The 11,909-nt window shown below is 44.4% G+C and carries 8 protein-coding genes; 7 read left to right on the top strand and 1 reads right to left on the bottom strand.

All coding sequences use genetic code 11. The features are described from left to right. Positions 1-139: 139 nt before the first annotated feature. The 5 genes from MADE_RS15905 (at position 140) to MADE_RS15885 (ending at position 7,948) form a co-directional block, all read left to right on the top strand. On the top strand, positions 140-2,083 hold the full coding sequence (locus MADE_RS15905; RefSeq protein ID WP_012519659.1) for a hypothetical protein: 1,944 nt from the start codon (positions 140-142) through the stop codon (positions 2,081-2,083). Positions 2,084-2,100: 17 nt separating this feature from the next. Continuing rightward, positions 2,101-3,246, top strand: a complete 1,146-nt coding sequence (locus MADE_RS15900; RefSeq protein WP_023559881.1) for a TonB-dependent receptor plug domain-containing protein — start codon at positions 2,101-2,103, stop codon at positions 3,244-3,246. A 54-nt stretch (positions 3,247-3,300) separates the two neighbouring features. After that, positions 3,301-4,821 carry a TonB-dependent receptor gene (locus MADE_RS15895; protein WP_023559880.1) on the top strand — a complete coding sequence of 507 codons (1,521 nt, stop codon included), beginning with the start codon at positions 3,301-3,303 and terminating at the stop codon, positions 4,819-4,821. After that, positions 4,812-5,882 carry a cytochrome-c peroxidase gene (locus MADE_RS15890; RefSeq protein WP_012519658.1) on the top strand — a complete coding sequence of 357 codons (1,071 nt, stop codon included), beginning with the start codon at positions 4,812-4,814 and terminating at the stop codon, positions 5,880-5,882. Before MADE_RS15895 ends, MADE_RS15890 begins: the two co-directional genes overlap by 10 nt. Before the next feature lie 251 nt (positions 5,883-6,133). Next, positions 6,134-7,948 carry a DUF6152 family protein gene (locus MADE_RS15885; protein WP_012519657.1) on the top strand — a complete coding sequence of 605 codons (1,815 nt, stop codon included), beginning with the start codon at positions 6,134-6,136 and terminating at the stop codon, positions 7,946-7,948. Here the strand turns inward: MADE_RS15885 and MADE_RS15880 are convergent. Continuing rightward, a protein-coding gene (locus MADE_RS15880) for an IS3-like element ISAma1 family transposase (RefSeq protein ID WP_085929700.1) occupies positions 7,945-9,113 on the bottom strand; the annotation gives its coding sequence in 2 pieces (ribosomal slippage) (positions 7,945-8,864 and positions 8,864-9,113; 1,170 coding nt in all). The genes MADE_RS15885 and MADE_RS15880 overlap by 4 nt on opposite strands. A gap of 141 nt (positions 9,114-9,254) precedes the next feature. On the opposite strand from MADE_RS15880, the gene MADE_RS15870 reads away from it, so the two are divergent. Together MADE_RS15870 and MADE_RS15865 are read left to right on the top strand one after the other, a co-directional pair. Next, positions 9,255-9,755 carry a DUF6644 family protein gene (locus MADE_RS15870; protein ID WP_232363067.1) on the top strand — a complete coding sequence of 167 codons (501 nt, stop codon included), beginning with the start codon at positions 9,255-9,257 and terminating at the stop codon, positions 9,753-9,755. Between the two features lie 391 nt (positions 9,756-10,146). Then, positions 10,147-11,892, top strand: coding sequence for an alpha-amylase family glycosyl hydrolase (locus MADE_RS15865; protein ID WP_041912953.1), 1,746 nt, complete (start codon positions 10,147-10,149; stop codon positions 11,890-11,892). Positions 11,893-11,909: the final 17 nt, after the last annotated feature.

Below are 11,909 nucleotides of genomic sequence, written 5' to 3'. Positions count from 1 at the left end.
AATCAGCTTGTTTAGTCAGTGCTTCGCTCAGAGCTTAGAGCTCGCTATCGAGATTTGACAACAAGTCCGCGTAAATATCATAGAGCCTGGGATAGCTCCCCTGTTAGAGCTCGTACATAAGCACGCATTTATTCTTTAATTGACGGTTAATGTTGTTGACAAAGGGGGAGTCCACATAAGCGAAGCCAACTTCTATCGGGAGCTTGTAGAAGATTATATAGCGGCGAATGATTTTGACTCTGCAAAGGTTGTGCTAAACATAACCCAGGCCTACGCCGATGAATTGTCAGATTTGACGCAAGAGCGTACCACCGCACACGGCAGGTTTGGAGTTCTAGCCACCGACTTGTTGGCAAGTCGCATTGAAGCCTATGCTGAAGAACAGTCTGACATAAACTACGAATCAGTTATTACCGCAATAGATTATGCTACGCATATTGCAGAGACCACAAGTTTTAACGAAGTAGGTGGAAACAACTACTTTACCAATCGAACCTACCTTCTAGTCGAGGCAACGCGTTTTGCCTACGCAGCTAGCTTGATTGGTGATGATAATCAGCAAATAGCACTTACTGACAAGGCAAAAACCTTATTAGCACAAGCCATATCCATGTATGTTACCGCTGATTACGACGATGATTACCGCGTTAACGTGGCCGATTACGCAGAAGAAACCTTGCGTCGTTACCCTACCGGCCTTAGCTTCCTCGCTGGTCCTTTTGCAGCACTGTATCCAGACTATATTGCGGCAAACTCTACCGAGACTACTATTGGTAATTTACCGTTAATGTTAGTTGAAGAGGAAGAAGGATCTACAGACTCTGACACTAAAAGAGCCTATCGCGATCACTATGCTTACAGCATTGTAACTAGTGCATTTAACAGCGAAGATATTGCCCCACTTATTGATGCGCTTACTTACACCTTTACTGAAACCTACAGTGATACCGAATACGTGGTTGAAGCGTTAGTAGAGCAGGACGATGTTGGTTTTCTAGATAAGCGTGCAGCATGGTTTTTACACTATGCAGGTCTAAATGCCGAAGCTCAACAAGTGACCACAGCGGCTATCAACGTGCTATCTACACAAGCCTATTTTGACGATGTTGGTTTTAACGTAGACAAACTAGTAGAAAACTACGGCTGTAGCCGATTCGTAGAGCTTTTTACAGAGTTTGGTGGTGATAGTGAAACAACAGGCTCCCTTTACGGCACGTGTTTGAACATTGTGGATACGTATTTTGGTGAAGACAGTCAAGCCTCTGAATCGCAAAAAATGAACGCGTATATCAATGCTGCGTTAATTTATCGTACCTTGGGTGACGATGAAGGTATGCAAAGTGCTATGTATACCGCACAAGAGAATGTAGCGGCCCTAGCCGAAGGTGGCGAAGATATTGATAGTTTATTCGAATACCGAATATATATTGCCAATACTTTCGCGTCGGTAGGCGAGCTTGAAACCGCTGCTTCTCTATTTTCTACTGTCGCAGACCAAGCGCTAGATGCTGTAGCCAGCGCTGCCACAATTGAAGACAAAGTCGATGCGGTAGACGATATTCTTGGTGAACTTGAAGCGGTGTTCGAACCAGATGACAGCAACGCCTTTTTAAACGTCGACCACCTACTACTTGCCACTAAAAAACATGCTGGAAAAAATGAAGAATACGCACAGGCTATAGGTAGTGTAAAAGCCACGAGCGCTTCCTTACTAGAAAGTTTGCTGGCAACAACATCTGAGTTCGCAGACAGTGAAAACGTCGATTTTTACGAGTCATTCATTGAGCAATTTTCATGGTTAGGCAATTACGAAAATGCCCAGTGGCTGGCGCTTAACGAGATTTACACCACCGCAGATAGCGAAGCCTTATTTGCTGTTATAGCTGAAACAATGGCGACGCAAGATGACTTCCCGGCATCGACAATAGCCAATGTAGATACTGACAACGACGGTCTTCCTAACTTCTTCTTATTAAATGCAAGTGATGACGCTATCTCGCAGTCTGGACTTAGTACGGACAATGACGCTGATAACGATGGCATTGAAGATCCCAACGATCTTAACCCTTTAGATCAAGATTAAGCATAAGGTAACTTCCTATGAAATATGCAGCCCCTAGCGGGCTGCTGTTGTCGTTATTAGCAAACGCCCCGCTTGTTAATGCCCAACAGCAGCAAGATGTAGTTGCGCCTAAGAATGATGTTTGCATTTCTGAAGACGCGTTGAACAGGATGACCGATGCTGAACGTTTGGCGTGTGTGGAAGAAAAAGAACACGCTAAAAAAATGGAGCGTATTTTAGTTGAAGGACGTTTTATCGGCCTGCAAGTGCCAGAAGTGGAAGGGCGTTTTACGCTCGATAGAAACTTCATAGAGTATACGCCGCGAACGGGCGGTGATTTTACCGAGTTACTTGGCTTATTGCCTGGCGTAGTGTTGGGCGGCGAACAATACGATGCATCAGAGCAAGGTGAAATTAAAGCGCAACGGGTATCTATTATGGGCGCTGAGGCATGGCAAACCGGTTTTTTTCTAGATGGTATGAACTTCAACAGCCGTCAAGATCCAAGCTTTTACCGTTCAAATACAACACTTATAAATGATGTTGAAGGTACAACGCAAACCTTCAACATTAATCAGCAAAATATAGATAATATTACGGTCTACACAAACAATGTGCCGGCTCAGTACGGCAGTTTTAGTGGAGGTGTGGTTGATGTCGAGACGCGGGAAAGCTACAAAGAAACGGAGTTTAGTTTTAACTACCGAACGTCTCGAAGCGACTGGAATAACTACGAAACTTTTTTAGCTGAAGATGTGACCGAAGGTAATGAAGAAGCGCCTGATGAGCCCGCTTTCGAAAAACAGATATTAAACGTTAATTTTGCCAAAGCGCTTAACGAATACTACCACTTGCTGGTGTCGGCAAATTACACAACCAGTGAAATATCAAAACTAAGTCTAAACCAACCGGTTGCCACTGAACGTGAAAATGCGAACGTTCTCGTTAAACTGACCCAACGAAACCTATGGGTGGACAAGCTTACGCTAACGGCTAATTATTCGCCGTATACAAGTAACGACATTATAGCCAATGCTATTGATAGCGACTTTGAAATAGAGGGCGGGGGCTTCAGCAGTAGTATTAAAGTAGAGCATAGTTTTGATAAATTTGCCCTTGAATCGAAGCTTAGCTTTGCAGAGAGTTACAATACGCGTTCTGCCAACCCACATTACTATCCATGAGCTAAAGCTATCGGAAGAGAGTGGGGGATAGGTGATCCCACCCAAGAAGCAGCAGTGTCTAACCAAGGTGGATACGGAGATTTAGATAAAACGCAACAAACCATCTTTTTTGATAATTTAGTCAGGTTTAATGAGTTTAATTGGATAGATATTGAGCATAGTATAAAAGCTGGATTTCAGTACAATAATGAATCGCTTGAGCGTCAGCGATATTACGATACCTATGTGTATAACTCGCCGATTACAGGGATAAGTAATCTAAACTGTAACGGCGCGGTATTTGACTGCGTAGCGTTAACCACATCAATGACTATAGAGGATTTAGAGGCACAGCTTGGCGAGTCTTTAGATTTTACAAACCCCGATCACGTATTGGCGTATTCAAATATTGTCACTGCGTCACCTCAGTATTTTGCGTTGCGAAGTGTTTACCCTGAAGAATACATAGATGTGAATGTACAAAATGTTTCATTTCACGTTACCGACAGTATGGATTTGGGTGATGTCACATTGAATGCTGCACTGCGGGCTGACTACGATGATTTCCTTCAAAACTTAAACATTGCTCCTCGAATTAGTGGTGGTTACCGATTGTTTGGCGATGGGGATAAACTTATTACCTTTGGTGCAAACCGCTACTACGATACCAATTTGCTTTCTTACGCAGTACGAGAAGCACAGTTGCCCTATCAACTGGAGCGCCGAAGCATTTCCTTAAATGGTGAACTTCAAGGTTGGTCGCCTTTATCTGGAGGCAGCGACTATCGTTATCGTTTTGATAACTTAGATACGCCTTTTAACGATGAGATTGTACTTGGTTGGAAACAGGCTACCGATTGGGGTAACTATGCCATTGAGTATGTGAAACGCTGGCGTCGCGATCAGATTTCCGTTAGCGGTGACCCCGTTTATAACCCGGAAGACGGTTACTACTATCGTACTCAAACTAATAATGGTAAAGGTCAGAACGACCGTATTTCGCTTTCGTGGGCATGGCAATTTAATACCAGTAGTTTTTGGTTTAATACCACCTACCAAATAAGTGAAGAAGTCAGTTTCGATGAAGAAGACGTAGATGTTGCGCCTATCGATGAGCTTATCTTCTTACGTAGTGGAGATGAAGAAACTGGCTATACCTATGTCGAAACGACGCTTAACAACTTAAGTCTTGCTGAAACTGAGTTTTCACAGCCTTTGGCATTTAACGTAGGGTGGACCACAGGGTGGACAGACACGTTTACCACTAGCTTAACAGGTTCCTATCGCCAAGCGTTTGATGATTATGTGGCTACTGACGATGTACAGTCTAGCGGACAGCTTTTACGTGTTTGCTCTATTTGCGACGGTGAAGAGGTGCTCAATGTTCCAGTGTATCAGTTGGTTAACGTTCCTAGCCGCTTCCTAGTTAATGCATCTGCTACTTGGGTGCCTGAGGTAATTGGGGACCATGCGCTTCGATTTAGAGTAGATGTTCAGAATCTTTTAGATTCGCGAACCTATTCAGTGGCGCCTGGTGAATCAGGTATTGAAACTGGTCGTTCAATTTGGTTTGAAGTAGGTTATCAATGGCATTAAGGGTTATCCCACTAATTATTTGTGCTCTTTTGGCGTTTTCGACGTTCGCCAATGACAACTTAAGGCACATGTACGGAAAGCCGATAAAAAGTTGGCCAACAGCAGAAACCGCGGACGGCCAGCCCGCTATTGCCCTAGCTCCATTAAAACCCAAAGCCCCTCTGGCCACCTCCCAGCAAATTGCATTGGGCGAAAGGTTATTCAACGACCCGCTGTTATCTCGTGATAACAGCGTAAGTTGTGCTAGTTGCCATTTTAGCGAGCGTCACTTTCAAGATGGCAGGCGAAGTGCCACTGGAGTTAGAAAGCAAGTAGGTAAACGGAATACGCCACCTATTTTTGGTATTGATCACTGGGAAAGCTTTTTTTGGGATGGGCGGGCCCAGAGCGCCACTGAGCAAGCGTTAAAGCCTATTGAAAACCCCATAGAAATGGATTTACCTATTGCGGACGCATTAAAGCGATTAAATGAATCTCCAATATACCCAAGTTTGTTTAAAAACGCATATGGAAGAGAAGATATAACATCGCCTATGCTTGCAATGGCGTTAGTGGCGTTTGAAAGAACCATTCCACCGCCTAAAAGTAAATACCAGCACTTCATTACTTTGGCTGAAACGTTGCCAGAGAAAGCGCAAAGCATGCTCTCTGACTCCGAACTTCAAGGGTTACATCTTTTCAGAACCAAAGCGCAATGCATGACGTGCCATGAAGGTGCGTTACTTAGTGATAACGAGTTCCACGTTACAGGGTTTCATCTATATGGCAGGCGCTTTGAGGATTTAGGAAGAAGCGAATTTACCCAAGATGTTAAGGATATCGGAAAATTCAGAACACCTTCCTTACTTGGTGTTTCCAATACAGGGCCTTGGATGCACAACGGGTTATTCACACAGTTTCGCCCTATGATTGAGCAATATAATGCAGGCGGATTTAGACCGAAGGCTAGAGGAAGTAAAGCCAGCGATCCTTTTTTCCCTGTAACAACACCACTTATCGAACCACTTAACTTAACGGAAGAAGAAGTTACAGCATTAGTAGAGTTTTTAAATATTCTTTGACTTTAATTAGAGCAGATACTGGTATAAAAACACTTCGCAAAAGAAAAGCGATATAGCGAAAATCCTTACTCAAACACTCTGTTATCAGGTAGCAGTGGGTAAATAGGCGAGTTCTTACTACAAAAAACAGCGTTAAATTTAAACGTTCTTTACATTCACTTTATAGCTCCAGAAGCAATCTTTCACTATCATTCATATGTGAGCCTTCAAGTTTTCAACCCTCTTCTTTTCAAACATCAGTTGAACTAAAAATGACACTACCGACGTCTTTTAGCAAAGAAAAAGCAATACTAAATCTTCAGTGCCTGTGCGTAATTTTTGCCTTATTTATTGCATTTCCTGCATTCGCCCACCACGGAAGTAGCGGACAGTTCGATACCAATGCAACGGTCGAGTTTAGCGGCAATATCACTAGGGTTCGTCTTGTTAACCCTCACGCTTACGTGTATTTCGACTCAATTGATGAAGCAGGTAAGGTTACGAACAAAAGATGTGAATTACAGTCTGGTTCTTTGTTAAAGCGAAGGGGCTGGACCCAGTCGCTCTTTAAAACGGGTAGCTTCATTTCCATCAAAGGTTCACCTGACAGAACCGATCCTACTACCTGTTACATGAAAGAAATCACGTTTGAAAATGGTGTTGTCGCATTTCGAAACAGCGAGTTTGATGAAAATGGAAACGTTCTTGTAACAAGTGAAGGCGCTTTGGATGGCGAGCCCTCAAAAGAATATCACGCTGAAGAGCACGAAGAAGACTTCCATCACGACGATGAGCATCATGACGAGGACGGCCATCTTAACACCGCGCCATTAGAACAGACCGTAGACCTGAGTTCGCGAGAGCGCCTTCGCGAAGATGGTTCTTTGAATATGGCTGGTAACTGGGTAATGGTTCGTTCGGGAGAAGGCCCTCCTGGTGGAGGAGGCAGTAGAGCTATGCTTACACCTGCAGGGCAGAAAGCAGTGGAAGGCGCGACGTCAGCTGATAACCCACGGTACCAATGTAAGCCGACTAACATCATTATGGATTGGTGGTTCGATATGATGGTCAATCATATTGAGCAAACAGATAAACGTATTACGTTGACTTATGGCTTTATGAATTTAAAGCGCACTATCTATCTAGATGGCACTACGATGCCCGCTAATTACCAGCCCAATCGTGCAGGTTTTTCGACAGGAAAATGGGAAGGTGATGAATTAGTTGTGACAACCACAGGGTTTGATGAAGGGTGGATCATGGCGCCTCTTGGAGGTAATCCAGGTGGGCCGCCACCGGGGCAAGAAAGAGCAAAGCGACCACCTCGTCCGTCTGGTGAACAAGGTATACCTAGAGCAGGAACAAGAGGCCCCGAGGGAAGACCAGGCCCTCCTTCTCCAGCTAAGAACAGTGCACAAATGACGATTGTAGAGCGCTTTACATTAAGTGAAGACGGCACTGTTTTGTCCCGAAAATATACGATAACAGACCCACTGTATTTAGCGTCACCAATGGAAGGGCAAGACGAGGTAACCTTCACCAACGACAAGTTCATTGATTATGAATGTGAAGATCTTACTGCTGAACGAGGATCTGACAGTTTAGGTGGGGTAGGCGTAACGCGAGCCACCAAAAATAACATTGAATCTAGCGAAACTGCAAAAGGGTTTCTGTATTCGCTGGAAGATTCAACAATTGGAATAACCATATCTAGCACACAATGGGGCTATCCCATTGTGTTGTCGCTACACGCCATAGGTATGGCGATTATGGTGGGCGTTTCACTGATGTTGTGTGCGCGCGTTATAGGGTTTACTTCAACCATACCTCTTTCGTCCTTTGCTCCCTATTGGTCGATAGGGCTTATAGGCTTCGTAATTAATTTTTTATCTGGAACCGCGCTGTTCTTCGGTAACGCCTCTGAGCTTTATTTTAATCTGGCTTTTCGGATTAAAATTGGCCTAGTAGTTCTTGGCCTTGTCCTGACTAAGTTGATGGTGAAAAGGGCAATTATTTTAGGAAGCGACTGCGGAAAAGGCCATAAGCCCTTGGTGACGTGGTCAACCAAAATCACACAACCCAGTTAAGCCGCTTTTTGTAAGTTAGCCATGTCAGCCTCATATTGATTTGGACTCTTGTAATCCAGATATGAGTGCATTCGCTGACTGTTATAAAACATAGTGATGTATTGCAGAATATCCTGCTGGGCAGCACGGCGACTCTGGTAGTGACGCCACTGCACTCGCTCTTGTTTCAATGTGCCGAAGAAGCTTTCTACGACGGCATTGTCCCAACAATCACCTTTCCTGCTCATGCTACCTGTTACCTTGTATTGCGTCAGTAACTGTCTAAATTGTCGGCTTGCGTATTGAGAGCCGCGATCCGAATGATGTATCAGGCCCACTTTAGGTTTACGTTGCCACAAAGCCATCGTTAAGGCATCACACACAAGCTGGGCATTCATCCGCGATGCCATACTCCAGCCCACGATTTTTCGTGAGAATAAGTCAATCACTACGGCCAGATACAGCCAGCCTTCTTGCGTCCAGATGTAGGTAATGTCAGAGACATACGCCTGGTCTGGCTTTTGAGCATCAAAGTCGCGTGACAGCACGTTATCGAAGACAGGTTGCTGATGGTCGCTGTTAGTCGTGACTTTGTATTTTCTACGTCGTCTGACGCTCACTCCAGCTTCTTTCATCAAGGCTCTCGTTCGCTGTTTTCCAACCGGATAACCAAGCGAATTCAACGCGCGTTTCATACGTCTTACGCCATAGGTAAAGTCACTGGCATCTGCTACTTTCTGTACCCACTCAATTAACTCATCATGTTGCGGATCCGGTTCAATGTGTTCCTTGCGTCGCACGGCACTATAGTAATTACAGCGACTGACACCAAGAATCTCGCACATCAGGCTAATCGGCCAGGTCTTCTTATGTTGGGTGATGAAACCGTATTTTACTTGGTTTCTTTGGCAAAGAAGACCGTTGCCTTTTTTAAGATCTCTTTCTCCATTTTCAGGCGCTTATTCTCTGCTCGCAGTTGGCGAATTTCTTCCTGCTCGGGCGTCAACTTACCATTGCCACGAAATGCGTGAGCCCCTTCTGATTCTTGCTCTTTAAGCCAGCGGCCTAACATATTGGCACTGATACCAAGACTGCGAGCAGCCTCAGTAATCTTGTAATTTTGTTCTGTAACCAGACTCACCGCATCCAGTTTGAATTCTTTCGAGTAGCTTTTTCGGGTTTTCATATACACTCCAGTTGAGATAATTATCTCTTAACTGGGTGTGTGAATCTATTGGAGCACGTCATGGCTATTGCTACGCTATTGTGTTGGGTCGCCGCTATTATCGCTGGCCGATTAATTGGCTATATGGGTTAGAGGGCTAAAATGATGGAAGCTTTTTTATTTAGTGTCATCGACACACTTCAAACAAGCCAGCTAAACCATTTTGTTATGGATAACGCTGTAGTATTTCCAGTATTAGAAATGGCGCATTTTTTAGGCTTAAGCATGCTGTTTGGGGCCTTGCTCATAGTTGATTTACGGCTTATAGGTGTTGCTAAAAAAATTCCAATAAACCATGTTGAATCATTTCTTCGCTTCGCCCTTATTGGGTTTGCTATTAATGCGATAACTGGCGTTTTATTTGTAATTGGCGACCCCGGACGGTACTTAGTTAACATCGCTTTTGGCCTTAAGATGCTAGTTATTGGGTTAGCAGGCGTTAACACACTTTACTTTGTAAAAAGGGTAAAACCGCAATTAGACAATGCTCACAAAGTGCAGACAGCGGGCGCTGAGGCAGCGATAGTTGCCTGGTTATCTATCGTGCTATGGTTGAGCGTTATCGTATTGGGGCGCTTCATTCCCTATGTAGAAACGCCTTAGTTACCACTTATTCTTTCACCTTACTGGATGGAGCCGTGCGTAGCGGTTATTGATTTAAATCGCTATGCAATACTGGCTTTGCGTGTATCGTTAAGCAACTGAGGTAACACCTAACCTCAACGATCTTCAGCGTATCCGACCTTACTAAGCTTTGTACTTACTCTCGACCTACCTCACTAGCCACCGAATTTACCAAGCAATGTGTAAAAACTACGGTAAAAAATGATGACTATGTAAAGCTCAATAAAAATAGCCCTCACTTTACATGGGCTTGGCGGTTTTCATTATTGGCACTTCAGTTGCACAACTAACGGACTCTATTAGAGTCGTCGCTAATTACGCGATGCAATCCTCTTTTTTATTCATTCCTTCGCGTTGGAGCGCTAATAAAATGTGTGAGAATTCAATAGGTCCAGGTGTAGTAAAAACACAAACTGGATATCGTTTTTCCGTATGGGCGCCTAATGCACAAAGCGTCTCACTAACTGGAGATTTTAATGACTGGAATCGCCCTGGTATCAGTATGCAGAGGCAAGATAACGGTGTGTGGTGGTGTGAAACTGATGATGCTAAATGTGGCCATGAATACAAGTATGACGTGACTAATGCTAAAGGTGATAGCGTTTTAAAAAACGACCCTAGGGCACGGTTGATGACCAATAGTGTAGGCAATAGCGTTATTTATGACGATGCCTTTAGATGGGAGGTAGAAGACTTTAAACCTGCTCCAATTCATCAACGAATAATCTATGAGCTTCATATTGGCACATTTCACCGCAAAAACGGTGAGCAAGGTACATTTGACTCGGCCATAGAGAAGCTTGATTACTTAGCTTCGCTAGGCGTAAATATGATAGAGCTTATGCCAGTAAATGAATTTGCTGGCGATATCAGTTGGGGGTACAACCCAGCATGCCCATTTGCCGTTGAAGAAGCTTATGGTGGGCCAGATGGCCTAAAACGCTTTATCGACGCCGCGCATAAACACGGCATAGGCGTAATAATGGACGTTGTATATAACCATTTCGGCCCAAGCGACTTGGATATTTGGCAGTTTGACGGCTGGAGCGAGAACGACAAGGGGGGAATTTATTTCTACAACGACGAACGCTCCGCTACCCCATGGGGAGACACGCGACCTGACTATGGCCGTCAAGAAGTAAGAGATTATATTACCGACAATGCCTTAATGTGGCTTCAAGAGTTTAAAGCAGATGGGCTGCGTATGGATATGGTGCCTTTCATGCGTACCGTCTCTGGTGCAGACTCAGGGGAAGATGATATTCCAGAAGCTTATGAGCTAATTAAGGGAATAAATGGGTTCATTCAACACGCATGCGGTGAAAAAATGACAATTGCTGAAGACCTCCACCAGCACGATTACATTACAGATCCCTTAGACGGTGGAGGCTGCGGTTACACTGCGCAATGGGACGCTGCATTTGTACACCCAGTACGTGAAGTACTAACTCAATCTGATGATGAAAACGTCAATCTTGATGTACTCGTCGATGCGTTATGCAAACAATACAGCGCTAGCCCCTTTGCTAGAGTTGTCTATACCGAATCTCACGATGAAGTGGCTAACGGTAAAGCTCGCCTTGTCGAAGAAGTTGCGCCTGGAAATGTAGATGACGATTATTTTGCGCGTCAAAAAGGCGTGTTAGCAGCCACGCTGGTGCTTACAAGCGCCGGTATTCCTATGCTGTTTCAAGGGCAAGAATTTAAAGAGACGGGGTGGTTTAACGATACAAAAGACTTGGATTGGTCACGGCGCAATAGTTTTGATGAATACTTGGAGGCAATCACGGAACTGGTTAACTTACGTAAAGGTGAAGATAAAGCTACCACCGGGCTAACTGGCGCAAATACAGAGGTTGTTCATCGAGACAGTAAAAACAAAGTCTTGGGTTATCGCCGTTTCAATGACATCGCCAATGAGTCGGTGTGGGTGTATCTGCATCTGGGGGGCGAAGACATAGATGATTATCAGTTATCAGGGGTGCCGGTCGACCCTCATTGTTTATTTGCATGGTCAGACGGGTTGTGTACGCAGTCTGTTCATATAAATAACAGGAAAGTAAGGCTTCCATCATTCGGTATTTTCATTTTTACTGAGCGGGGTAACCTAGGCTAACTCTTAAAACAGGGAAG

The organism is Alteromonas mediterranea DE, assembly GCF_000020585.3.
GTDB lineage: Bacteria > Pseudomonadota > Gammaproteobacteria > Enterobacterales > Alteromonadaceae > Alteromonas > Alteromonas mediterranea.
Note: the sequence above shows the minus strand (reverse complement) of the source record. Positions and strands in the feature narration are given on the sequence as shown.

Coding starts and splice junctions, on each gene's coding strand:
- MADE_RS15900 (WP_023559881.1), top strand. CDS start 2,101: ATGAAATATGCAGCCCCTAGCGGGCTGCTGTTGTCGTTATTAGCAAAC.
- MADE_RS15870 (WP_232363067.1), top strand. CDS start 9,255: ATGATGGAAGCTTTTTTATTTAGTGTCATCGACACACTTCAAACAAGC.
- MADE_RS15885 (WP_012519657.1), top strand. CDS start 6,134: ATGACACTACCGACGTCTTTTAGCAAAGAAAAAGCAATACTAAATCTT.
- MADE_RS15865 (WP_041912953.1), top strand. CDS start 10,147: ATGTGTGAGAATTCAATAGGTCCAGGTGTAGTAAAAACACAAACTGGA.
- MADE_RS15890 (WP_012519658.1), top strand. CDS start 4,812: ATGGCATTAAGGGTTATCCCACTAATTATTTGTGCTCTTTTGGCGTTT.